This is a genomic window from Mesorhizobium sp. ESP6-5 (assembly GCF_020164695.1).
GTDB lineage: Bacteria > Pseudomonadota > Alphaproteobacteria > Rhizobiales > Rhizobiaceae > Mesorhizobium > Mesorhizobium australicum.
Genome location: NZ_JAIUGR010000001.1, coordinates 389,228 through 411,634 on the forward strand (window position 1 = coordinate 389,228; position 22,407 = coordinate 411,634).

Here is a 22,407-nt window from a genome sequence, read left to right on the forward strand (position 1 = left end):
GCGATCGCCTGGAGGGGGCCAGACCAGCTTCGGCCATCAGTGCACAGACCCATCAGCGACCGGCTGATTCCGGCTTGGAAGTTGCAATGCGCCGTCTTGCGGTCCTTTTCATGCTGACGCTGCTCGGCGCCTGCTCGACCGTGGACGATCTCTCGCCGCTGTCGCCATCCGCGTCGAGCAGCCCGACGGTGGCCGTGCGCGCGCCGCGCTTTGCCGATTCAAAGCCGCATGAGTGGGACAGCGGTGCGCCGTGGAACTATGCCGTCCATGGTACCGACGTGTCCAAATACCAGACCTCGGTCGATTGGCCGGCGGCCAAGGCCAGCGGCATCTCCTTCGCCTTCATCAAGGCAACGGAAGGCGGTGACCGTTTCGATGAGTATTTCAGCGAGCACTGGGCGCGCACGAAAGCCAATGGGATTCCACGCGCGGCCTATCATTTCTTCTATTTCTGCACTCCGGCAGCCACCCAGGCGCGCTGGTTCATCCAGAATGTCCCCGTCGACCGCTCCGCCATGCCGCCGGTTCTCGACATGGAATGGAACCCGAACTCGCCGACCTGCCGGCTGCGCCCCGACGCCGCCACGGTGCGCGCGGAGATGACCACCTTCCTCGAAATCGTGGAGCGGCATTACGGCAAGAAGCCGATCATCTACACCTCGGTCGACTTCTTCGACGACAATGAACTGTCGACCTTCCGCGGCTATCCCTACTGGCTGCGCTCCGTCGCCGGACACCCGCGCGAGAAATATGGTGGCCACCCTTTCACCTTCTGGCAGTACACCGGAACCGGCATCGTTCCCGGCATGACCGGCAAGTCCGACATCAACGTCTTCAACGGCTCGGAATCCGCCTGGAACAAGTGGCTGCGGCAGAACACCCGTTGACGCCGTGGCAACGGCAGCAAGCCGCGGGAATGGGGGTTGCGGCAGATCACCCGTTGACACCGTGGCAACGGCAGCGAGGCCGCGGGAATGGGGGTTGCGGCAGAACACCCGTTGACACCGTGACAACGGCAGCAAGCCGCGGGAATAGTGATTGCGACAGATCAGCCGTTGACACCGGGCCTGCCGCCTGCTTTCGACACAGCCAGCGCTAAAGAGTGCAACCGCTGGTAATTCAGGGCGTTGCGCTTTCAGGCACGACAATGCCCTCTCGTTTCGAAAGGAAGCTGATGCGACTGCGTTCCCAAGCCCTCGCGGCGCTGTTCTTGTGCGCCACGGCCTTGCCGGCGATGGCGCAGGAATGCGGCGGCGATTTTGAAACCTGGAAGCAGGGTGTGGCGGCGGAAGCCAAGGCTGCCGGTGTCGGCGCGGTCGGTCTTGATGCGCTGGAGGACGCCAGGATCGACGAGAGGGCTCTGGCGCGCGACCGTGCGCAGGGCGTCTTCACGCAGACCTTCGTCCAGTTTTCCAACCGCATGATCTCGGCTTACCGGCTGAAGCAAGGTGCGGCGAACATGAAGAAATACGCCGACATCTTCGCCCGCGCCGACCAGCAGTTCGGCGTCCAGGCCCCGGTCATCACCGCCTTCTGGGCGCTTGAAACGGATTTCGGCGCCGTGCAGGGCGATTTCCATACGCTGAGCGCATTGGTGACGCTGTCGCATGACTGCCGCCGCCCGCAGCTTTTCCGCCAGCAACTGGTGCCGCTCCTGGAACTGATCGATCGCGGCGTGCTGCCGGCCGACGTCACCGGCGCCTGGGCCGGCGAGATTGGCCAGACGCAGATCCTGCCATCCGACTATCTCGCGCGGGGCATCGATGGCGACGGCGACGGCAAAATCGATCTGCGCGGCTCCGTGCCCGACGTGATCATGACCACGGGCAACAAGGTGCTGTCGCGCGGCTGGAAACGGGACGAACCCTGGATCCAGGAAGTGCGCGTGCCCGAAGAGATGCCGTGGGACCAGACCGGGCGCACCAACAAGCTGCCGCTGACGCAGTGGGCGCAGTGGGGCGTCACCAATCCCGACGGCTCGCCGCTGGTCGACAAGGGGCTGAAGGCCGGCCTGGCGTTGCCCATGGGCCGCAGGGGCCCGGCCTTTCTCACCTACGAGAATTTCGACGTCTATCTCGAATGGAACCAGTCCTTCACCTACGCGCTGACCGCGGCCAATCTCGCCGCGCGGCTGGCGGGCGCGCCGCCGCTCGACCCGCGCAATCCCGAGCCCGGCCTCACCAATGAGCAGATGAAAGAACTGCAGACCAAGCTCGAGGCCAGGGGCTACGACGTCGGCACCGTCGACGGCATTTTGGGCACCAACACCCGTGAAGCCATCCGCAAGGAGCAGATGCGCCTCGGCATGCCGGTCGATGGCTGGCCGACGCCGGAGCTGTTGGAAAAATTGTGAAGAGAGCGAGTAGTGAGTAGTGAGTAGTGAGTAGTGAGTAGTGAGATATAGCGATTCCCTGCTGACTACTGACTACTCATGACTACTGACTACTCACCCCTTTTTTCCTAATCCGCCATCGTCTCCAAACTTGCGAACCCCACCGGCGCGTCGCCCTCGTCGAAGGGCGTCGTGACCTCGACGAAGGTGTCGGGATAGAAGCCGTTGAAGCGGGTTCTGAGCGACAGCGAGTAAGCGCCGATATGGCCGATCTCGATCCAGTCGCCGGTGTCGACGGTTTCCGGCAGCCAGAACGGCCGCGACAAGATGTCGACGGAATCGCAGGTCGCCCCGCACACCTTGAACGGTACGATCTTGTTCTCGTCGCCATTGCGCGTGCGGATTGCCGGATCGGGGATAAACCGCGCCGGCAGCGTGATCTTGCCGGTCCACGAATCCGACAGCGACGCCCAGATACCGTCATTGATGTAGAGCCGCTTGCCCTTGCGCAACAGCACCCGCACGATCAGCGACAGGCAGCGCGCCACGATCACCCGGCCCGGCTCCGCCACCAGCGGCATCTGGTCGAACTGATATTCCTTCAGGTCGCCTGACAGCCGCGACATGATCTGGCCGAGCGACGGCATCTCGATCTGCTTGCGGTTGGGATCATGGCCGTATTCGGCCGGAAAGCCGCCGCCGACATCGAGCCCGGCAATGTCGAAGGTCAGCCGGTTGCGCACCCAGTCGGCCGAGGCCAGCGCCCGCTCATAGGTGTCGGGATCCTCGATCTGGCTGCCGACATGGAAACACAGGCCGACCTTGTAGCCGGTGCGGTTCAGCCGCTCGGCGAGTTCGACCGCATAGGCAGGCCCGGCGCCGAATTTCTTGGACAGCTCGTAGGCGGCATGGCCCTTTGTCTGCACACGCACGAAGACGCTGACCGCGCCCGGGTCAATATCGAGCGCCCGCACCACGCGGGTCAGCTTGGTGATCTCGTCCTCATGGTCGAGCGAGATGACGCGAATGCCGTATTTCTCCAGTGCCAGCTTGATGTCCGACTGCGCCTTGACCGGATGCATGTAGAGCATCTCCGCATCGGGCGAGACAGCGCGCACAGCGGCGAACTCGCCTGGTGAAGCGACGTCGAAGGCGGTGACGCCGGCCTCGACCAGCGTCTTCAGCACGATCTGCTCGCCATTGGTCTTGACCGCGTAGGCGGTCTTGCCGGGGAACATGCCCATGAACTGCTTCGCATCCGCCTTCAAGACCTGCGGGCGGAAGCAGTAGACCGGGTCGTCCGGGCGAAGCGCCAGTGCAGCCTCGCTTGCATTCTCGAATCGCTGCATGGACGAATCCCCGACTTCAGCTCGCACAATTAATCCAAGCTAGCGGCTAGCGCATGACCCCGAAAGTTAATTTCGACTTTCGGAAAGGATCATGCGCCAGGGATGAACCTTGCAGCGTCCTTTGCGCGTCTCTGGAGGCGCGCGGCGCTGCAATGAAAACAATTCTGTGTCTCGTGCTCCTGCGGCACGGCACTGGCCTTTGCCGAAAGGCTTGGTTGCCAGTCGGGTTTCGGGTGGCCCTTGCCGCCGGACCAGATATGGCTTCCGCCTGACGGTCGGCATTCCGGCTGTCTGGGGGAGGATTCATATGGCAGTGACCGCTGTATCTGCGCCACGCGGACCGATGACGCTCAGGGACTGGGGGCAGTTGCTGCTGCTCGGCGCCATCTGGGGCGGCTCGTTCTTCTTCGCCCGCATCGCGGTGGCGGAACTCCAACCGCTGGTGCTGGTGCTGTTTCGCGTCGCCATCGCGGCGATAGCCCTGCAGCTCTATCTCGGCTTGCGCGGACCGTCCTTCCGCCTCGCTTTGCCGCATGCCGGCCTGTTCTTCCTGCTGGCCTTCACCAACAATGTCATCCCCTTCTCGCTGATCTTTGCCGGTCAAACCCAATTGGGGGCCGGCGTCGCTTCCGTCCTCAATGCCACGACGCCGTTCTGGACGCTGCTCCTGGCCAACGCGTTGACATCAGATGAAAAGCTGTCCTGGAACAAGCTCGCCGGCATTGGGCTCGGTGTCGCCGGCACCGCTGTGATGATCGGTCCCGGCCTGCTGGCGGGGCTCGGCGGCCCTGTCTGGGCCAAATTCGCGCTGATCGGCGCCTCGCTGTCCTACGGTATCGCGCTGATGGTCGCCCGCCGTTTCAAGGGCGTGCCCTCGCCAGTCGTCGCCACCGGGCAATTGACGGCTTCGACCATCATCATGATCCCGGTGGTGCTCTTCGCCCATGGCCCGGCCGGCCTGTTCTCCGCCTCGGCGCCGGTGTGGGCGGCGGTGCTGGCGCTGGCGCTTCTTTCGACGGCCTTCGCCTACATCCTCTACTTCAACCTCGTCGCCTCGGCCGGGGCAACCAACGCCTCGCTGGTCACGCTGATCGTGCCGGCCAGTGCCATGCTGCTCGGCTTTCTTTTCCTTGGCGAGCGGCTGGAATCGTTTGAGATCGGCGGTGTGGTGCTGATCGGACTTGGTCTTCTGACAATCGACGGGCGAGTGTTCGGACGGCGTTAGAGCTCGGCATGTGCAATCGCGAAAGTCGAAGGCGACTTTTGCGAGGGTAGCGCTGCCACGACACAGCATCGACACGCCACCGCCATAATTTATTCACAGGCATGAAGCGGGTTTTTGCCAAGGAGTTTCAACGGCTAACGGCGAAACCGAAGTCGCAAAATCCACAATCACGTCGCAATGCAGCACATTTTCCGCTTGCCTGTGGCACAAATGAACCTAGACTCCAGGGCATAGCTCTTTAAGAGGAGGCTATGTCATGGGACTTACGAGGCCAATCAACGCATTGATGATTTGTGCTGCGTTTGCTTTCATCGGCGCCCTCATTATGGGCGTCCTTCCCTGACCCGCCAAGACGGGGAAGACCAGCAGCAAATAGTCCAACCGATTCGAAAGGCCGGGTTTTTACCCGGCCTTTTGCTTACCTGACTGACCCTCAGGCAGCAGCGGAGCCCGCCACCTCATGCGAGCGGATGCCGATCATATGGCAGACCGCGAAGACGAGGTCGGCCCGGTTCATTGTGTAGAAGTGGAAATCGCCCACGCCGCGCTCGACCAGGTCCAGAACCTGCTCGGCGGCGACGGCGGATGCCACCAACGCATGCGTCTGTGGGTCGTTCTGCAGGCCGTCGAAACGCTCGGCCAGCCATGCCGGCACCAGCGCGCCGCAGCGCGCCGAGAAATTGGCGACCTGGGTGAAATTGTGCACCGGCAAGATGCCGGGAACGATCGGGATGTAGATGCCGGCGCGGCGCGCGCGCTCGACGTAACGTTCGTAGAGATCGTTGTCGAAGAAGAACTGGGTGATCGCCCGCGTCGCGCCATTGTCGACCTTGCGCTTCAGCATGTCGATGTCGGTGGCGAAGTCAGGGCTTTCCGGATGCTTTTCCGGATAGGCCGAAACCGAGATGTCGAAATCGCCGGCGTCCTTCAGCGCCCCGACCAGTTCGGCGCCGTTGGCGTAGCCGTCCGGATGCGGCCGGTAGGCAGCGCCGACGCCTTCCGCAGGATCGCCGCGCAAGGCGACGAAGCGTTTCACCCCCATGTCGGTGAATTCCTGGATCACGGCGTCGACCTGATGGCGAGCGGCGTCGACGCAAGTCATGTGCGCGGCCGGCGTCAGGCTGGTCTCCTTCAGGATACGGCCGATGGTGCGCGCCGTGCGCCCACGCGTCGAACCGCCGGCGCCATAGGTCACCGAGACGAATTTCGGCTGCAGCGGCTCGAGCCTTGTGACCGTATCCCACAGCCTTGCCTCCATCTCGTCGTTCTTTGGCGGGAAGAACTCGAACGAAACCCTGACCTTGTCGCCGATATCGGGCCGGCGGGAAAAACGAAACTGGTTCATCAGGCGATTTCCCCTATCGAGCTCACTCTGGTCTGCTGGCTGGCATTGGCAGGATCGGCGATCAGCAGGCGCCGGTCGCGGCCAAGCCAAAGCTTGACGGTGAGCCTGGCCTCGTTGCCGCCGCGCGGTTCGAACTCCTGGGCATCCTCGAGATCGAGGCCGGCTTCGGAGAACCACTCTCCGATCTGCCGGTCGGAAAAGCCCAGCCGCATATGCGCATGCTCGTCGCGCAGGAATTCCAGTGTGTGCGGCGCGAAATCGACGATGACGAGACGGCCGGCCGGCCGAAGCAGCCGCGCCGCCTCATGGATGGCGCGGGCCGGGTCGTCGAGATAGTGCAGCACCTGGTGGATGGTGACGAGATCGAAGGCATCGCGCTCGACCGGCGGCGAAAAGATATCGCCCTGCCGGACCTGCGCATTAGAAACGCCGGCCTTGTCGAGATTGGCGCGCGCCACGGTCAGCATCTCTCGCGACATGTCGATGCCGATCCCCCGCCGGTAGAGCGGCGAGAAGATTTCGAGCAGCCGCCCGGTGCCGGTGCCAAGGTCGAGCATGGACTGGAACGGCCGCTTGCCGACCAGCTTCAGCATCGCGGCCTCCACCGCACGGTCGGGCACATGCAGCGAGCGGATATGATCCCAGCTTGCGGCGTTCTGCGAAAAGTACGCGGTGGCGCGGTCCTGGCGCTTGCGCTTGACCGAGGTCAGTCGCTCCAGATCGCGCTCGACCTGCGGATCGGCGCCGCGAATGCCGGCAACCAGCCTCATCACGAAGTCTCGCGCCGAATCGGCGTCCGACAGGCGGAAGAACGCCCACGACCCTTCCTGGTAGCGGCCGATCAGCCCCGCCTCGAGCAGCAGCTTCAGGTGGCGCGAGACACGCGGCTGCGACTGGCCGAGAATTTCGGTAAGGTCGGAAACGGTGAGGTCGCCACGCGACAACAATGCCAATATGCGCAGGCGGCTGGATTCGGCCGCCGCCTTCAGCGTATCCACCATGGTGTCGAGCGAGACATGCATCAGCGTATTCTCTTTGAAAAGATATAAACATATGTTTATGTCGAATTCGGCGACCTTGCAAGCGCTATGTCGCTTCCGGACCAGAAAATGCCGCATGCGTGATTTCCCGGCCGGATCAGCCCGAAACGTCTAGCGGTTTTGAGACAATGGCATGCACCAGCACAGAGACAGGCAATGACCGAACCGCGTGAGATGTTCGAGGCTCGCGAAGGCGAGCAGAGACTGGACCAGGATCCGGCCTTGATGCCGCCGGACGCCGGCATCGTCTTCATCGGCCGTATTGCCTCGCCGTGGATCACCCGGGATAGCTGCCCGAAGAACATGCGCGCGGCGCGCGAGGCGGGACAGCCCGCGGTGCTGGCCATCAATGCGCCCTATCGTGCGGGCCTGCGCGGGCTGGAGCGGGCCAGCCACGTCGTCATCCTGTCCTGGCTGCACCACGCGCCGCGGAATTTGATTGTGCAGAAACCCCGCCATGCGGCTGAAGCGAAAGGCGTCTTCGGCCTGCGCTCCCCTGCCCGGCCGAACCCAATCGGCCTGCATATAGCCAAGCTCGTCGGATTGGACATCGGCACCGGGCGCGTCGACCTCGACGCCATCGACGTGCTCGACGGCACGCCGGTCATCGACATCAAACCGTATTTCACCTCGACCGATGCCTTTGCCGAGGCGACCGTTGAGGGGCGCGGGGAGCAATGACCGCGCCCACCGGCCGCCGCCGCGCCATCGCCAAGGCTTTGACAGCACTTCTGCCGCTGGCGCCTTATGCCGACATGGAGAAGATCCGCACCGACGCCGGCTCGGTCCATATGAAAACCTTGCCGCCGACGATCGCGGTATGGCTGGCGACGATCGCCCACATCCGCCACATGCACACCGATTACGAAAAGCTGCTGGCCGAGGGCTATGACCGCGACTCCGCCCGTTTCTTCGTCATCGACCAAACCAACACCATGCTCACGCGCTGGCGCGCCACGCGCCTGCTCGACGCCGACGACGAGGAGGAATGAGGCAGCTATCGCCTTGAGACTGTTTCGAAATTCGCTCCGGTGAGTCAGCTGGTGGTGCTTTCGAGAACCGGAGCGCAGCGGACATTTGGGTCCGTGAGCACCGGATGCGCAGAAAACGCCATCAGATGGCCGCCGGAGTAGAATTTCCAAATAGTCTCACTGCCGCGTTAGTACAGCGACGGCATTATAGGGCTGGCCGTCGGCCTGGCCGACCCAGGTCCACGACAGATTTCCCTTGAAGAACCGGACGGTGATATCGCCACCCATCGCTGCACTTGTCCTGGCCTTAGGTGATGGTCTCGTGGAATTCGGCCGACGTCTCGTCCCTCGACGTCGGCGACAACGACCCGCCGCAGCCAAGTGAGGGATAATCGATCGACGCGCCGTCATCCCTGATCGTCATCGTGATCGACCAGTCGGCGCCCGCGTCACCCGCCGGGCTCTGATGGCCGCTGCCAACCCAGGTGCCAGTCAGAGACGGTGCCGGCGCATTCACCGCGCAAGGCACGTTCTGGAAGATCGGCGTCAATTCACTGCCGGTCTTCTCGCAGCGGTAGGTCTGGCCTTTCTGGCGAAGTTCTTCGCCTTCCTTCGTGCTTTGCGCGCTGGCTTCGCCGGCGGTGGCGAAGATCATCATGGCTGCGATGACGGTCCCAAGCGTGCCCATATCCCCCTCCCGCTCCGAGCTGTCGGATCATAAGGCAACTCTGATCCGATGCGCATACTACCCCAAAAAATACGCTGCATGGAAAGCACGTGCTGCACAGGGTAGCCTCCTATTATGCGACATACGTTTTGTGGGGCGGGTTAGCGTCACGATAAAATGTGTAGAGACTCCTGCCGTTAGCCACGCTAAAAAACTAGGGCCCTTCTCCTAGAGAGTGACACTCCGCGAGGGGATGTCGATAATCTCGGCAAATTGGTGTTAGACGCGCTAACTACAGCTGCTGTATAGAACGGCGATACCCAGGTTACCGAGCTAATCTGCCAAAAACGCTACGGGCTATCTGACTCCATCCGCGTGAAATTTCGCCAGCTATCCAGAATATGCAGGATGCCTGACAGGGGCGCTGACAGGCACCATAATGCATTTCTGTGGTTAGCGGAGGATTTGTGTTTGCACATTATACGGCCGACGCCTATATAGGCGCAGAGGTGACGCTTGGTCATCGACCTTTTCTGCGGTTCTGGTGGACCATCCCATGGAGCATCCAATGAGTGATGAAGCCGAAACAGATGCTGCCACCGCAATGGTGGACGAGAACGGCGGCGCCGGGGAGCGCGAGCGCTCGACCATCGGCTTCCCCTATATGAATCTTGCCGACGCCATGGAGATGGCGAAGGCCCTGCATGAAAACGTCGGTGTCGGCGAATGCAGCGAAGATCAGCTTGCCGCTTGGATGAACCTGAGCCCGCGTAGCAGCGGCTTCCGCGTCCGCACCGCGACCACCAAGATGTTCGGTCTGCTAGAGTCACCGAGCCCCGGTCAGTTTACGTTATCGCCGCTCGGCCGCGCTGCGGTGGACCCGACCCGTTCCGCGAAGGCGAAGGTTGAAGCCTTCCTGTCTGTGCCGCTCTACCGCCTTGTATATGACAATTATAAAGGCGGTGTCGTTCCGCCCCCGGCCGCTGTCGAGCGCGATATCAAGAGCTGGGGCGTGGCGGCGAAACAGACCGCCCGAGCCCGTCAGGCGCTGGAGCGGTCGGCGGAGGAGGCAGGGTTCTTCGCCAACGGTCGTAACCGACTCGTCATCCCCGCGGTCGCGAACTACAAGGGGGCTGAGGTTGTCGTCGGCGACCTTGTGCCGGTCAAGCCTCTCGGCGAGATGGTCGCGCTGCCGCCCGATGTAGACCCAATCATCCGCGGCCTGATTGCCCGCCTGCCGCCGTCGGGCTCCATTTGGCCCTCGAATGAACGTGAGCTGTGGCTGAACATCCTGAAGTCGAGCTTCCAGCTCGTCTATAAGGACAGCGAAAGCACAGCCAACTGATGAATGCCAAGCCGCCCATCCCGACCCACCGCCACGTCGTTTCCCTGAACGACGTGCGCGATCTCGGCTTTATCACCGAGGAAATGGCTGCTCTTGCTGGGTGCAAGAGTGGCCCGATACGCGTGTTGGAGGGGCTTCAGGCGCCTAACGGTAAAGGCTTTGGACTGACCCATATCGAAGCAAACGGCCCGCGTGGTCGCCAGCTCGACGGTCTGGGCTTCAATTCCGCTCTTGAGTTCGTCGCCTACATCGCAGCAAACTTCACCATCGTCAGCACTCAGGCCAATGGCCGCTTGCTCTTGCTTAGCGAGTGCAAGCACGATTGGCTGCACCTAGTGGTAGAGTGGGACCCGGAAGGCTTTTGGAGCTGCACGACCGCAATTCCCAAGCGTCACAAGCGCGACATTGTAGCCGTTTGGACGAGGTAACGTCCTTAGCGCGCAAATTAGCGGATATGTGATTAGGAGAAATAGGGCGGTCTGATGAGAGCGAACCCACATCCGACAGTGTCGGAACTATCACCGCTTTGAGACTTTATCATCGCTCACGAGCCGACGAGCGAAGAGTCCTAACGCTTGCGGAGACCACCTTATTTACAAACGAATATGTATGTCGGTTTGTTCCTAATTGCAAGCAGGGACACGCGTAGGGACATTAATAGCGACAACTCAGTTACGATAGCGTGTACGACCACCGCAATCGCAAGCCGGAACTAATAACCGGAAATCATGGCGAAATTAGCGGGATAATTAGCGTGTACACGTGTTAGCAGGGGCAGGTCGCCAAGACGATTGGCCCGTGTCCCTGAGAGACCGCCAAACGCTCCTAATAGGCCTTTATGACGAAGAGGCTAGACCCTTCGAATGCGAAAGCGCTGGAGTGGCCTGCTCGCGAAAACAGGGCCTAAGCCCTGTCTGATTGGAAGTAGCGCTGGCGTTGCTCCTCTCGCAGAGGGTCAACGGCGTCTCTCTTCTTAGTGGTGCGCTGAGTTGCCCTGGGGGCGGCAAGCGCGGCGCTAAGTCGTCCACCCCGCATTGTAGGACCTCACATGCGTTTGAGCACTCCTAGACTTGGGTATTGGCCAGTTCGTTCTGGAGGACGAAATGGGTCGAACGGGTGGCCCTATACCCTTCGCACCGGGCCGATAGGTTACTGTGGTATGTGAGAGGAGACTTCGATGGACCAGACGACGGCAACACAGACTTCAAAGCCGCTGCCTGCAGTGAGCGACCGCCATGTCGACCCGCATTCCTATCCCGAAGGCATTGCCTTCCTCGACGGCCAGTATTTGCCGATGTCGCAAGCCAAGGTTTCGGTGCTGGATTGGGGATTTCTGCACTCGGACGCCACCTACGACACGGTGCATGTCTGGAACGGCCGTTTCTTCCGCCTCGATCTGCATCTCGACCGTTTCTTCGGCGGCTTGCAAAAGCTGCGCATGACGATCCCGTTCGATCGCGATGGCATGGCCGAGGTCCTGCACAATTGCGTCGCGCTGTCGGGTCATCGCGCCGCCTATGTCGAGATGCTGTGCACGCGCGGCGCCTCGCCGACCTTCAGCCGCGACCCGCGCCAGGCGATCAATCGCTTCATGGCGTTCGCCGTGCCGTTCGGCTCGGTCGCCAATGCCGAGCAGTTGCGGCGCGGCCTGCGTGTCGCCATCAGCGACAAGGTGCGCATTCCGCCGGCCTCGATCGACCCGGGATCAAGAACTACCACTGGCTCGACCTGGTGGGCGGCCTTTATGATGCCTACGACCGTGGCGCCGAGACGGCCCTCATTCTCGACTTCAACGGCAATGTCGCCGAGGGCCCGGGCTTCAACGTCTTCTGCGTCAAGGACGGCAGGCTGTCGACGCCAGCCATCGGCGTGCTGCCGGGCATCACCCGCCGCACGGTCTTTGATCTCAGTGCCGAGGCAGGTCTTGCCGCGACGGCCGCCGATCTCAGCGTCGCCGCGCTGCGTGGAGCCGACGAAGTCTTCATCACCTCGACCGCCGGCGGCATCATGCCGGTGACGGAGGTTGACGGCGGTGCGATCGCCGACGGCAAGATCGGGCCGATCACCAGCCGGCTGATGGCGCTCTATTGGCAAAAGCACGACGACCCGGCCTGGTCGAGCCCGGTGAACTACCCCTGATCAACACGTTTTCTTATTCCACGGGGAAGTGTCTTGTTCAAAAAGATTCCCCCTCGCCTCTGGAAAATCACGGGACAGGCCGTATATGCCCGAAAGCGGAGAAGCCTCCGCTTCCATCCAGAAATTGCGCCCCGCAGGGGCAAGGATTCCACATCATGACATCAAAGGTTTGGTTCATCACCGGATCGTCGAAGGGCTTTGGCCGCGTCTGGGCCGAGGCCGCACTGGCGCGTGGCGACCGCGTTGCAGCGACCGCCCGCGACACCGGCACGCTCGCCGATCTCGTCGATAGATACGGCGACAACATCGCCGCCATAAAGCTCGACGTCACCGACAAGAAAGCCGTCGATGCCGCTGTCGCCGAGGCGCACAAGCGCTTTGGCCGGCTCGACGTCGTCATCAACAATGCCGGCTACGGCCATTTCGGCGCCATCGAGGAAGTCAGCGAACAGGAAGCCCGCGACCAGATCGAGACCAATGTGTTCGGCGCGCTGTGGGTTACCCAGGCTGTCCTGCCGATCATGCGGGCGCAGCGCTCCGGCCACATCATCCAGATCTCGTCGATCGGCGGCGTCAATGCCTTTGCCTCGCTCGGCCTCTACCATGCCTCGAAATGGGCGCTGGAAGCCTTCAGCCAGTCGCTCAGCATCGAGGTCGCGGAATTCGGCATCCATGTCACGCTGGTCGAGCCGGGCGGCTTCTCCACCGACTGGTCGGGAGCATCGGCCAAGGTCTCCAAGCCGATCGAGGCCTATGCGCCCGCCCGCGCCAAGATGGCCGAGCGCCGCGCCAACTCGGTTGCTGGCGATCCCGAGGCGACCGGGCCGGCGATGCTGGCCATCGTCGATGCGGCAGAGCCGCCGCTGAGGGTGTTCTTCGGCGATGGCGGCCTGCCGATGATACGCCAGGAATACGCCAACCGCCTCGCCACCTGGGACAAGTGGGACCACGTCTCCGTCATGGCGCAAGGCGTCAACAAGAACCGCAAGGGCTGACACCCAAAATAATAGTTACGCCGCTAGTGGGCGGCGTAGCTATGCCTTGTAAATCCATTGCTCCGGCACACGCACCGAAATCTCTTCGCCGACCCTGACCACGCCGGGTTTTTCAACCCACGCGACAAGGCCACGCAGCCGCTTCGCCGTCTGCGGGAAGAGCAGCGCGGCTGCATCACGATCCGATGCATGGACATGCGTGGCGATGGATTGCCCGGCGACCCGGCACGGCTTGTTCTGCGCGTCGATTTTGATCGTCACGCCCCCTTGGAAGAACATCAGTGAGCCGGCCGGCAGCATCGACAGACGTGGCACGCCCCCGATCAGCATATTGGCGCCGATCCATTCCGGCTTGATCTCCTCCAGGCCCATGCGCTCGGCGACGATCGAAAGCTCGTCGGCGGCGACCAGCGACAATTGCCGCTCGTTGCGCATCTCCGTGCCGCGCGGATACCAAGGCTCGCGCCCACCGGAACGCCGCGTCATTCCGGAATGGAAGTCATTCGCGATTCCGTCGAAGCCAAGATGCAATTCCTCGACGGCTTTCGTCTCGAAATGATCGGACGGAGCGGCATAGAGCGCCACTGCCTTTGCCGTCAGCTTGCGGCCCGGGACGATGTCGATCGTGGGCTCGGCAGTTGGAAAAAGTTCTAGGTTTGTTTCCTGCATGCTGCTGGTCTAGAGGCCTCGGACAATACGGTCCAGTCTAAAGCGCTGATGATCCGATCACTGCGTTTGATGCCGATCACGACGTTATTACCGGAAATGCCGTCATGTTGCAGCGAGCGCGTCCCATTGCCGCCGCGCCGCCTATATATATATTCGGCGCCAGTCGGGAGGAGGAGGTTCGCATGCAGGTTGGACAGGCCATCGCAGCGCTCTGGCTGTTCTGGGTGGTATCCTGGATCGTCGCTGCATCCTGGGCCGATCCAGCCCAAAAGCGCGCCACCATCGGGGCGGAGGCCCGCTATCGCGTCTTCTGGCTGGCCGGCACCGTCCTGCTGTTCGTTCCAGCGCACGGCTATGAAGGCAGGCTGAGATTGTGGACGCCGACCCTTGCCGAAGCCTGGGTCTGCGTTGCCCTGATCGCGGTCGGCATCGGCTTCGCATGGTGGGCACGCATCCATCTCGGGCGGTTGTGGTCCGCCACGGTCACAGCCAAGGCGGATCATCGCGTGGTCGACACCGGCCCCTATCGCCTGGTCCGGCATCCGATCTACACCGGGCTGCTGCTGGCTGTGGTTGCCACCATGGCGGCAAAGGGCACGGTCTGGGGCATTGCAGGTACGGCCCTGCTCATCATCGGCGTCGTCATCAGGGCGAGGCTGGAGGAGCGTTTCCTGCGCGACGAACTCGGACCCGCCTATGACGATTACGCCAGGCGGGTGCCGATGCTGGTTCCCTTCACGCCGGCCTAGCGCGGCATCACCTCAGAGCATTCTCAGCAGCGCGCCACCGATCGAATATCCCGCACCGAAGGCGCAGATCAGGCCGTGATCGCCCGGTTTCATGTCGGCATGGTTCTCCGACAGCGCGATGATGGCTCCCGCGCCGGCGGTGTTGCCCAGTCGTTCCAGCACCATCGGCGCGCGGTCATGGCCGACATCGTGGCCGAACGCCAGTTTCAGGATCATCGCATTCATGCGCGCATTGGCCTGGTGCAGCCAGAAGCGCCGCACCGCTTGCGGCGTCAGCCCGTGTTCGGCGAGGAATTCGACGATGAATTTGTGCCCGGCGACGGTGACTTCCTTGAACACCTTGTTGCCGACCTGCTTGATGAGGTTGCCTTCCAGGTCGATCCTGTAGGGATCGTCCTGGGCGGTGCGGGTATGATAGCCGAGATTGGTGCGGATGTTGTTCGACATCTGCGTCCATATGCGCGTGTCCAGCACCTCGAAGCGGCCCGGCCGCCTCTCACCCTGGGCCAGCCCCTCCACCACCATCGACACCGAAGCGTCCCCGAAGATGAAATGCGTCTGCCGGTCGCGGAAATTGAGATGGCCGGTGATGATTTCCGGCGTCGTCACCAGGATGCGCTTGTGCGCGCCCGAGCGCACCAGATTGACCGCCATGTGCAGCGCAGCCGCGGCCGACGAACAGCCAAGCCCCATGTCGAAGCCCGCGCCCCTCGTGCCCAGCGCCTCCTGCATTTCGATGGCGATCGCCGGATATGGCCTCTGCTGATGCGAGGACGAGCAGATCACCAGATCGACATCCGACGCATCGACCTCAGCGTGCTCGATCGCCTTCCGAGCCGAAGCGATGCCGAATTCCGCCTGCAGCGAGAGCGCGTCGTCCGGACGCGCCGGAATGCGCGGCGCCATGCGGGTGGGGTCGAGAATGCCTTCACGCTCGACCACGTGGCGGGACTTCACACCTGAAGCATGAACGATGAAGTCGGCATCCGATTTCTGCAGCAGCGTCTCGCCGGTATCCTGGCGCCGCGCGTTCTCCGTGTCGACCCAGGCATTGAAGCTGGCGACCAGTTCCTCATTCGTGATGACAGGCTTGGGAATTTCAGCGCCGATGCCGCTGATGATGACGCGATGCATGTTTAAGTCCGTCCATCCGCGGGCGTTGCGGCTTGATGTGGGCGCCGAAACGTTCCGGCGCAACATTTTTCTCACTCGGCCGGTTTACGCCGGCTTAAACCAAGGTTTAGGCCGGCTTAAACCAAGGTTTTTCGCCAGCCTATCCCGCCCCCTTGGCGACGATGAAAATGCGGGGGAAACGCAGCAGCACCTTGCCATCGGCGGTCTTCGGATAGGCCTTGGCGATCTTGGCCGTGTAGCTGTCGAGGAACAGCTTGCGCTCATCCGCGTCCAGCGGATCGAGGAAGGGCTTCAGCCCTGTCGACTTCACCCACTCGACGATCGCCTCGGCATCGGCCAGCGGATGGTTGTAGATGGTATGCCAGATGTCGAGCCGAGCCGAGAGCGGCGACAGCAGGTCGTAGTAGAACGACACCGGCGGCAGCGGCGCACGGGCCGCGTCCCTGATCTTTGCCGCGAAAGGCGTTTCGGCGGCGGTCTCCCGCATCAGGCGATGCGAATCCTCGGCCATATTGTCGGGCATCTGGACGGCTAGCGCGCCGCCGGGGGCCAGAAAACCCATCAGGCGCTGGAACACCGCCGGATGCTCCGGCAGCCACTGGAAGACGGCGTTGGCGAAGATCACGTTGACCGGCTCGGCCGGCTGCCATGTCGACGCATCGGCGAGGTCGAAGCTGACATTGGGCAGCCGCGCCCTCGCCTTCTCGATCATGTCGGGAGACGTGTCGAAGCCGCTCACTTGCGCATCCGGCCAGCGCTCGACCAGCAGTTCGGTCGAATTGCCCGGCCCGCAGCCGATATCGACAACCCGGCGCGGGAAGTCGACCGGAACCTGTGCCGCCAAGTCGCGCGCGGGCCGCGTGCGCTCGTCCTCGAATTTCAGATATTGGGCGGCGGACCAATCAGCCATCCCGGCTCCTCATGTCAGCTTGAGAATTCGCCGCCCCGGTGCCCCTTACCGCGTCAGCCTCTTGTAGGTCATGCGGTGCGGGTTGACGGCTTCGGGTCCGAGCCGGCGGATCTTGTCCTGCTCGTAATCCTCGAAATTGCCCTCGAACCATTCGACGTGGCTGTCGCCCTCGAAGGCGAGGATGTGCGTCGCCAGACGGTCGAGGAACATGCGATCGTGCGAGATGATGACCGCACAGCCGCCGAAATTTTCCAGCGCGTCTTCGAGTGCCGCCAGCGTTTCCGTATCGAGATCGTTGGTCGGTTCGTCGAGCAGCAGAACATTGCCGCCGGTCTTCAGCATCTTGGCCAGGTGCACGCGGTTGCGCTGACCGCCGGAGAGGTTGCCGACCTTCTGCTGCTGGTCGCCGCCGCGGAAGTTGAAGGACGCGCAATAAGCGCGGGTGTTGGCCTCGAACTTGCCGAGCTTGACCACTTCGGCGCCGCCCGAGATTTCTTCCCACACGGTCTTCGACGGATCGAGCGCGTCGCGGCTTTGGTCGACATAGCCGAGCTTGACCGTCTCGCCGACGCGGACAGAACCCGCATCCGGCTTTTCCTGGCCGGTGATCATGCGGAACAATGTCGTCTTGCCGGCGCCGTTCGGGCCGATGACGCCGACAATGCCACCCGGCGGCAGCTTGAATTCGAGGCCTTCGATCAACAGCGTGTCGCCGAAGCCTTTCGACAGGCCCTCGACCTCGATGACCACGTTGCCGAGCCGCTCGCCATGCGGGATGACGATCTGTGTATCCGTCGGCCGCCGCTTGTCGGCTGCATCGAGCAGATCCTGGAACGCCTGGATACGCGCCTTGGACTTGGTCTGGCGAGCCTTCGGGCTCGACTGGATCCACTCGCGCTCGCGGCCGATGGCGCGCTGGCGGGCGTCGTCCTCGCGGCCTTCCTGCTTGAGGCGCTTGGCCTTGGCTTCGAGGTACTTGGTGTAGTTGCCCTCATAAGGAATGCCGCGTCCGCGATCGAGTTCGAGAATCCAGCCGGTGACATTGTCGAGGAAGTAGCGGTCGTGGGTGATGATCATCACGGCGCCCGGATAGGCGCGCAGATGCTTTTCCAGCCATGCCGTCGTCTCAGCATCGAGATGGTTGGTCGGCTCGTCGAGCAGCAGAAGATCAGGCTGGCGCAGCAGCAGCTGGCAGAGCGCGACGCGGCGGCGCTCGCCACCCGATAGCTTGGTGACGTTGGCATCCTTTGGCGGGCAGCCCAGCGCTTCCATTGCCATCTCGACCTGCTGTTCGAGATCCCACAGGTTCAGCCGGTCCATCTCGTCCTGGAGCTTGGCCGATTCGTCGGCCGTCTCGTCGGAATAGTTCATCATCAATTCGTTGTAACGCTCGATGATGGCGGTCTTGGCCGCGACACCTTCCATGATGTTTTCGAACACGGTCTTGTCCGGATCGAGCGCCGGCTCCTGCGCCAGGTAGCCGACAGTGGCGCCTTCGGCGAGCCACGCCTCACCGCTCCAGTCCTTGTCGATGCCGGCCATGATCTTAAGGATCGTCGACTTGCCGGCGCCGTTTGGGCCCAGGATGCCGATCTTGGCGTCCGGGTAGAAGGACAGATGAACGTTCTCGAGCACCTTCTTGGTGCCATAGGCCTTGTTGAGGCCGGCCATGTGATAGATGAACTGGCGTGCCACGCGCGCTTTCCCTGAAAAATGACTGGATTTGTCGAATTGAATGGAGGTTGGCCGCTATGTAGGCGATGCGGCGCCGAACGGCAATCGCTTTTGCCATATCAGGCCAACCACACGGACAAGTGTGCACCGACAGCCAGGTTTTCAACCGGTCGATGGCGCGCGGAAATCTCCGGTTAACCCTTCCACGTCAAAACAGGACCGGAGTGGAATCGCTGGCTGGCCGCGATTTCGAAAAGAGAGCGGATCGACGGCATTGCTGAACAGTTTCCTGCTCCTTGCCGAAGCGATCGTCTACTTCAGCGTCATGGTGACGCTTTTCCGCTTCCGCAAGCGCATCGGCCTGGGCGTCTTCATCTGCGCACTCGGCGTCATGCATTTCCTGGAAACCTATCTCGCCAGCACCTTCTACGTCGCGCTCCCGTTCGGCATGGTCTCGCCGGGCTCGGCGGTGCTGTTTTCCGGCAAGCTAGTCATGCTCCTTCTGCTCTACATGAAGGAGGATGCCGCCACCGTGCGCCAGCCGATCTATGGCCTGCTGCTCGGCAATGCGCTGATGATCGGTCTGGTTCTGCTCCTGCGCCTGCACGCCATCGCTCCGCTTCCAGATGGCCGGCTCCCCGACATAGGCTTTATCGACGAGATGGGCTGGCTGATGGTTTGGGGCACGACGCTGCTGTTCGTCGATGCCATCCTGATCATCCTGCTCTATGAGAAACTTGGACGCGTCCTGCGCAAGGCGCGGTTCGCACGCATCCTGATCTGCGTCGCCTGCGTGCTGACTTTCGATCAGGCGGGGTTCTTCACCGCGCTGCATTTCGTTGCCGGCGCGCCGATCGCGGTCTTCTTCGGCGGCTGGTTCGCCAAGATGGCGGCGGCACTGACCTTCAGCGCCATGCTGGTCGCCTATCTCAAATGGTTCGAGGTCCGGGATGTCCAGATGCCGCGTGGGCTGACCGACATCTTCGAGACCTTGACCTATCGCGAACGCTACGAGGCGCTGGTCGAACATGTCGGCCGTGATGGCCTGACCGGACTGCTGCACAGGGGACGCTTCGATGCCGATGGCGAGGCCGCCGTCCAGTCCAGCCTGCGCACGGCGAGGCCGCTCAGCCTGCTCATCGTCGACGTCGACCACTTCAAGTCGATCAACGATCGTTTCGGCCATGCCGAAGGCGACAAGGTGCTGAAGGCGGTCGCAACCGTACTTTGCGAGGCGGCAGGCGCCGAGGACCAGGTGTTCCGGATCGGCGGCGAGGAATTCGCGATCCTGAGTTCGCGTCCACACTCCGTCGCCAGGCTCTTTGGCGAAAGCGTCCGCACCGCGCTCAAGGCATCGGCCGCCACCAGCCGGTTCGAATTGACCGTCAGCGCCGGCGTTTCCACCGTCAGCGAAACGACGCAGTGCCTGGCCGACCTGTTCGCGCTCGCCGACCAGCGCCTTTACAAGGCGAAATCGACCGGACGCGACCGCGTCGTCGGCGAGCCCGGCGGGCATGAGGCCGACGCCGACATCGCCTGGACCAGGTCCGCGCAGATCTAGCCAAAGTCAGTCCAGACCCAACCTTGTCGCTACGATTTCCCCTGCCGTGCCGGCGCGCTGCTCGTCATGCCACTCATGCAACCCCCGCTGAATGAACACCGCCATGCCAACATAACAGCAGGCACCGCAAGCAAAAGCCCGGCTGGCTGCCTAAATCCGTGCCCGTGCGTTACTGGAACCCGATCGCGTCGACCGTGCCGGTCGGGCAACCGGCCTTGTTGGTCGGCACGGAGGCCAGCAGCAGATCCTTGAGCGAGCTGTTCGGACCGATCGGGCCGGCAAGGCCAAGCGTCAGTTCGCCGATCAGCCGCCGGCCGCTCGACGGATCGATAAGGCAGGACACACGCACCCGGTCCCCTGCTCCCGCGCCGAAGGCCTGGTCAAAGGCGCTGCGGATCTGGTCCGCGGTCAGCTTGCCGCCGATATTTTTGGCGAAGAGGTCGCGCACGGGCGAGCTGTTGACCTCACGCATCAAATGAAGGGCGTCGGAAAAATACTCCTGCTGGCTTTTGCCATAGCAGGTGCCGTGCTTGATCCATTCATGCCGTTCCAGCTTCGAGGCGGTGCCCGGCATCACCTTGTCGAGCTCGGCGCGGGTCTCGGCATCGAGGTTGACCGGTGGCAGGTCCTGCCAGTGAGCCGGATTGTCATTGGCCTTGTCGCCTGCCGAAGCCTGGCAATAGAAATTGCCGTTCGGCTGCGGCCACAGGCCGTGTAGCGTGAAATTGGTTGCATCGAATTCGCCAGGGCTTTGCGCCTTGCATTCGGTCTTGTTCGACTTGGTCTCGCAGAAGGCCGGCTGCCAACTCAACGCGAAGACATATTCGGGTTTTCCCGAGGCCGCCGGCTTGCCTTGGCCGCTCGGTGCCGTCGGCGCGGTCACCGCACTGCTGCCCGAGAGATGGCCGCAGCTGACCTTCACCCAACGGCGCTCGGGATCGGCGCCCGGCACCTGGATGAGGTAATGGGTCGGAGCGTCCTTGTTGCCGGCCAGCAATTGATAGGTCTTGCCCGCATCGGTCGAGACATTGCCGGGGTTCTTGCCGTTCTTGATCGCCTGCGTCGCGGGACAGGCAGCGTCGGCCACGAAGGTGCCGCTCATCTTGACGTCGGCATGCGCCGCGCCTGCCAGCGATCCCGCCAGCAAGGCCAATCCGAAAACAACAGCAATGCGCATGGAGAATCCCCTGCTGGAAAGTGGGCGACAGACTGAAGCTGTCTCCATGTCAGAATTGCGATATTTTGCGGGCCCGTGGCAAGAAAGATCGTCGCGGAAAAGCCGGCAGGCCCGATTGACGCAAATCTGGCGCCGGCGCACACGTTGGACAAGGGCGGAACCAGGGGGAGGCCAGCCGGCATGCCATTCAGCCAGCAGCGCGTGGTCCGCTCGCCGACCGGCGCCGACCTCAATCTGTTCGTCCGGCAGGCCGACAGCTCTCCGCGTGCGGTGGTCCAGATCAATCATGGCCTGGCCGAGCATGCCGGGCGCTACGACCGCTTCGCCGGTTTCCTGGCCGCCCGGGGTTTCCATGTCTATGTCCATGATCACCGTGGCCATGGGACGACCAGGGCGCCCGACGCGCCGCTCGGCAGATTCGCCGACAAGGACGGCCCGGCCAAGGTGATCGCCGATGTCGACGCCATCCGCGATCTTATCGCCCGCGAGCAGCCTGACCTGCCGGTGATCCTTTTCGGCCACTCGATGGGCGCGTCCGTGGCGCTGAACTACTTGTTACGGCACTCGAATCGGATCCATGCCGCAGCCATCTGGAACGGCAATTTCTCGCAGGGCCTGCTCGGCCAGGTGGCGCTCGGCATCCTGGCCTGGGAACGGATGCGGCTGGGCTCCGATGTCCCGTCGCGCCTGCTGCCGAAACTCACCTTCCAGGCCTGGGGCAAGGCGGTCCCCGACCATCGCACCTTGTTCGACTGGCTTTCGCGCGACGAGGCGGAGGTCGCGAAATACATCGCCGATCCGCTCTGCGGCTGGGATGCCTCCATATCGATGTGGCGCGATGTGGTCGCGATGGCGCTGAACGGTGGCAAGGATGCAGGCTTTGCCGGCATCCGGCGCGACCTTCCCGTCGCCATCGTTGGCGGCGAGAAAGACCCTGCCTCGGACTACGGCAAGGGCATCACCCATCTCGCGAACCGCATGCACAAGATGGGCTTTTCTAATCTGGTTTCGAAGGTTTACGCCGACACCCGCCACGAGAGCCTGAACGAGGTGAACCGGGACATCGTCATGGACGATTTCGCCAACTGGGCGGACGCTGTCCTGAAAGCCTGACGGTTTGGCCCA

At 62.7% G+C, this 22,407-nt stretch carries 21 protein-coding genes and 1 pseudogene; 12 read left to right on the forward strand and 10 right to left on the reverse strand.

Going from position 1 to position 22,407, the window contains the following annotated elements; genetic code table 11:
• Positions 1-86 precede the first annotated feature (86 nt).
• Complete coding sequence (locus LB524_RS01890) at positions 87-887, forward strand: GH25 family lysozyme (protein ID WP_224523352.1); 801 nt, start codon at positions 87-89, stop codon at positions 885-887.
• 287 nt (positions 888-1,174) lie between these two features.
• On the forward strand, positions 1,175-2,353 hold the full coding sequence (locus LB524_RS01895) for a lytic murein transglycosylase (protein ID WP_224523354.1): 1,179 nt from the start codon (positions 1,175-1,177) through the stop codon (positions 2,351-2,353).
• 107 nt (positions 2,354-2,460) lie between these two features.
• Here the strand turns inward: LB524_RS01895 and LB524_RS01900 are convergent, their stop codons facing one another.
• On the reverse strand, positions 2,461-3,681 hold the full coding sequence (locus LB524_RS01900) for an alanine racemase (protein WP_023769640.1): 1,221 nt from the start codon (positions 3,679-3,681) through the stop codon (positions 2,461-2,463).
• Between the two features lie 307 nt (positions 3,682-3,988).
• On the opposite strand from LB524_RS01900, the gene LB524_RS01905 reads away from it, so the two are divergent.
• Positions 3,989-4,906 carry a DMT family transporter gene (locus tag LB524_RS01905; RefSeq protein ID WP_224523356.1) on the forward strand — a complete coding sequence of 306 codons (918 nt, stop codon included), beginning with the start codon at positions 3,989-3,991 and terminating at the stop codon, positions 4,904-4,906.
• A gap of 433 nt (positions 4,907-5,339) precedes the next feature.
• Here LB524_RS01905 and metF read toward each other — a convergent pair whose 3' ends face one another.
• Positions 5,340-6,251 (reverse strand): methylenetetrahydrofolate reductase [NAD(P)H], encoded by a 912-nt coding sequence (gene metF, locus LB524_RS01910; RefSeq protein ID WP_224523358.1) that lies wholly within the window; start codon positions 6,249-6,251, stop codon positions 5,340-5,342.
• Positions 6,251-7,273, reverse strand: coding sequence for an ArsR/SmtB family transcription factor (locus LB524_RS01915; protein WP_015317182.1), 1,023 nt, complete (start codon positions 7,271-7,273; stop codon positions 6,251-6,253). Before LB524_RS01915 ends, metF begins: the two co-directional genes overlap by 1 nt.
• Positions 7,274-7,447: 174 nt before the next feature.
• On the opposite strand from LB524_RS01915, the gene tsaA reads away from it, so the two are divergent.
• Together tsaA and LB524_RS01925 are read left to right on the forward strand one after the other, a co-directional pair.
• Complete coding sequence (tsaA, locus tag LB524_RS01920; protein ID WP_140726063.1) at positions 7,448-7,972, forward strand: tRNA (N6-threonylcarbamoyladenosine(37)-N6)-methyltransferase TrmO; 525 nt, start codon at positions 7,448-7,450, stop codon at positions 7,970-7,972.
• The gene (locus LB524_RS01925) at positions 7,969-8,283 is read left to right on the forward strand and encodes a DUF2293 domain-containing protein (RefSeq protein ID WP_140615592.1); all 315 of its coding nucleotides are present in this window, start codon (positions 7,969-7,971) and stop codon (positions 8,281-8,283) included. The genes tsaA and LB524_RS01925 overlap by 4 nt, the downstream gene beginning before the upstream one ends.
• A 286-nt stretch (positions 8,284-8,569) precedes the next feature.
• Here LB524_RS01925 and LB524_RS01930 read toward each other — a convergent pair whose 3' ends face one another.
• The gene (locus LB524_RS01930) at positions 8,570-8,950 is read right to left on the reverse strand and encodes a hypothetical protein (protein WP_224523360.1); all 381 of its coding nucleotides are present in this window, start codon (positions 8,948-8,950) and stop codon (positions 8,570-8,572) included.
• A 547-nt stretch (positions 8,951-9,497) separates the two neighbouring features.
• On the opposite strand from LB524_RS01930, the gene LB524_RS01935 reads away from it, so the two are divergent.
• Together LB524_RS01935 and LB524_RS01940 are read left to right on the forward strand one after the other, a co-directional pair.
• Entirely contained in the window at positions 9,498-10,274 is a 777-nt protein-coding gene (locus tag LB524_RS01935) for a winged helix-turn-helix domain-containing protein (RefSeq protein WP_224523362.1), read from the forward strand.
• Positions 10,274-10,702 (forward strand): hypothetical protein, encoded by a 429-nt coding sequence (locus LB524_RS01940; RefSeq protein WP_224523363.1) that lies wholly within the window; start codon positions 10,274-10,276, stop codon positions 10,700-10,702. Before LB524_RS01935 ends, LB524_RS01940 begins: the two co-directional genes overlap by 1 nt.
• Before the next feature lie 776 nt (positions 10,703-11,478).
• Here LB524_RS01940 and LB524_RS28775 read toward each other — a convergent pair.
• Positions 11,479-11,781 carry a hypothetical protein gene (locus LB524_RS28775; RefSeq protein WP_263486455.1) on the reverse strand — a complete coding sequence of 101 codons (303 nt, stop codon included), beginning with the start codon at positions 11,779-11,781 and terminating at the stop codon, positions 11,479-11,481.
• On the opposite strand from LB524_RS28775, the pseudogene LB524_RS01945 reads away from it, so the two are divergent.
• Positions 11,671-12,413 (forward strand): annotated as a pseudogene (locus tag LB524_RS01945) (aminotransferase class IV). The gene LB524_RS28775 and the pseudogene LB524_RS01945 sit on opposite strands and share 111 nt — an antisense overlap.
• A gap of 155 nt (positions 12,414-12,568) precedes the next feature.
• Positions 12,569-13,408, forward strand: coding sequence for an SDR family oxidoreductase (locus LB524_RS01950; RefSeq protein ID WP_015317179.1), 840 nt, complete (start codon positions 12,569-12,571; stop codon positions 13,406-13,408).
• Between the two features lie 39 nt (positions 13,409-13,447).
• Here the strand turns inward: LB524_RS01950 and LB524_RS01955 are convergent, their stop codons facing one another.
• The gene (locus tag LB524_RS01955; protein ID WP_015317178.1) at positions 13,448-14,077 is read right to left on the reverse strand and encodes an MOSC domain-containing protein; all 630 of its coding nucleotides are present in this window, start codon (positions 14,075-14,077) and stop codon (positions 13,448-13,450) included.
• 182 nt (positions 14,078-14,259) lie between these two features.
• Here LB524_RS01955 and LB524_RS01960 point away from each other — a divergent pair, with 182 nt between their 5' ends.
• A complete protein-coding gene (locus tag LB524_RS01960) occupies positions 14,260-14,826 on the forward strand; it encodes a methyltransferase family protein (RefSeq protein WP_224523364.1) in 567 nt (188 codons plus the stop codon).
• Positions 14,827-14,838: 12 nt separating this feature from the next.
• Here the strand turns inward: LB524_RS01960 and LB524_RS01965 are convergent, their stop codons facing one another.
• The 3 genes from LB524_RS01965 to ettA form a co-directional block, all read right to left on the reverse strand.
• Positions 14,839-15,960, reverse strand: a complete 1,122-nt coding sequence (locus LB524_RS01965) for a beta-ketoacyl-ACP synthase III (protein ID WP_140726055.1) — start codon at positions 15,958-15,960, stop codon at positions 14,839-14,841.
• Between the two features lie 139 nt (positions 15,961-16,099).
• Positions 16,100-16,870 (reverse strand): trans-aconitate 2-methyltransferase, encoded by a 771-nt coding sequence (gene tam / locus LB524_RS01970; protein ID WP_224523365.1) that lies wholly within the window; start codon positions 16,868-16,870, stop codon positions 16,100-16,102.
• Between the two features lie 45 nt (positions 16,871-16,915).
• Positions 16,916-18,565 (reverse strand): energy-dependent translational throttle protein EttA, encoded by a 1,650-nt coding sequence (gene ettA / locus LB524_RS01975; RefSeq protein ID WP_015317172.1) that lies wholly within the window; start codon positions 18,563-18,565, stop codon positions 16,916-16,918.
• 253 nt (positions 18,566-18,818) lie between these two features.
• Here ettA and LB524_RS01980 point away from each other — a divergent pair, with 253 nt between their 5' ends.
• Positions 18,819-20,105, forward strand: a complete 1,287-nt coding sequence (locus LB524_RS01980) for a sensor domain-containing diguanylate cyclase (RefSeq protein ID WP_224523366.1) — start codon at positions 18,819-18,821, stop codon at positions 20,103-20,105.
• A gap of 169 nt (positions 20,106-20,274) precedes the next feature.
• Here LB524_RS01980 and LB524_RS01985 read toward each other — a convergent pair whose 3' ends face one another.
• A complete protein-coding gene (locus LB524_RS01985; RefSeq protein WP_224523367.1) occupies positions 20,275-21,282 on the reverse strand; it encodes a ribonuclease T2 family protein in 1,008 nt (335 codons plus the stop codon).
• A 180-nt stretch (positions 21,283-21,462) separates the two neighbouring features.
• Between LB524_RS01985 and LB524_RS01990 the strand changes: the two genes are divergently transcribed.
• Complete coding sequence (locus LB524_RS01990; protein ID WP_224523369.1) at positions 21,463-22,395, forward strand: alpha/beta fold hydrolase; 933 nt, start codon at positions 21,463-21,465, stop codon at positions 22,393-22,395.
• The last annotated feature ends 12 nt before the right edge of the window (positions 22,396-22,407 follow it).

Bases quoted from the DNA above. Each gene is read 5' to 3' on its own strand.
- LB524_RS01890 (WP_224523352.1), top strand. From the start codon at position 87: ATGCGCCGTCTTGCGGTCCTTTTCATGCTGACGCTGCTCGGCGCCTGC.
- LB524_RS01895 (WP_224523354.1), top strand. From the start codon at position 1,175: ATGCGACTGCGTTCCCAAGCCCTCGCGGCGCTGTTCTTGTGCGCCACG.
- LB524_RS01900 (WP_023769640.1), bottom strand. From the start codon at position 3,681: ATGCAGCGATTCGAGAATGCAAGCGAGGCTGCACTGGCGCTTCGCCCG.
- LB524_RS01905 (WP_224523356.1), top strand. From the start codon at position 3,989: ATGGCAGTGACCGCTGTATCTGCGCCACGCGGACCGATGACGCTCAGG.
- metF (WP_224523358.1), bottom strand. From the start codon at position 6,251: ATGAACCAGTTTCGTTTTTCCCGCCGGCCCGATATCGGCGACAAGGTC.
- LB524_RS01915 (WP_015317182.1), bottom strand. From the start codon at position 7,273: ATGCATGTCTCGCTCGACACCATGGTGGATACGCTGAAGGCGGCGGCC.
- tsaA (WP_140726063.1), top strand. From the start codon at position 7,448: ATGACCGAACCGCGTGAGATGTTCGAGGCTCGCGAAGGCGAGCAGAGA.
- LB524_RS01925 (WP_140615592.1), top strand. From the start codon at position 7,969: ATGACCGCGCCCACCGGCCGCCGCCGCGCCATCGCCAAGGCTTTGACA.
- LB524_RS01930 (WP_224523360.1), bottom strand. From the start codon at position 8,950: ATGGGCACGCTTGGGACCGTCATCGCAGCCATGATGATCTTCGCCACC.
- LB524_RS01935 (WP_224523362.1), top strand. From the start codon at position 9,498: ATGAGTGATGAAGCCGAAACAGATGCTGCCACCGCAATGGTGGACGAG.
- LB524_RS01940 (WP_224523363.1), top strand. From the start codon at position 10,274: ATGAATGCCAAGCCGCCCATCCCGACCCACCGCCACGTCGTTTCCCTG.
- LB524_RS28775 (WP_263486455.1), bottom strand. From the start codon at position 11,781: ATGACCCGACAGCGCGACGCAATTGTGCAGGACCTCGGCCATGCCATC.
- LB524_RS01950 (WP_015317179.1), top strand. From the start codon at position 12,569: ATGACATCAAAGGTTTGGTTCATCACCGGATCGTCGAAGGGCTTTGGC.
- LB524_RS01955 (WP_015317178.1), bottom strand. From the start codon at position 14,077: ATGCAGGAAACAAACCTAGAACTTTTTCCAACTGCCGAGCCCACGATC.
- LB524_RS01960 (WP_224523364.1), top strand. From the start codon at position 14,260: ATGCAGGTTGGACAGGCCATCGCAGCGCTCTGGCTGTTCTGGGTGGTA.
- LB524_RS01965 (WP_140726055.1), bottom strand. From the start codon at position 15,960: ATGCATCGCGTCATCATCAGCGGCATCGGCGCTGAAATTCCCAAGCCT.
- tam (WP_224523365.1), bottom strand. From the start codon at position 16,870: ATGGCTGATTGGTCCGCCGCCCAATATCTGAAATTCGAGGACGAGCGC.
- LB524_RS01985 (WP_224523367.1), bottom strand. From the start codon at position 21,282: ATGCGCATTGCTGTTGTTTTCGGATTGGCCTTGCTGGCGGGATCGCTG.
- LB524_RS01990 (WP_224523369.1), top strand. From the start codon at position 21,463: ATGCCATTCAGCCAGCAGCGCGTGGTCCGCTCGCCGACCGGCGCCGAC.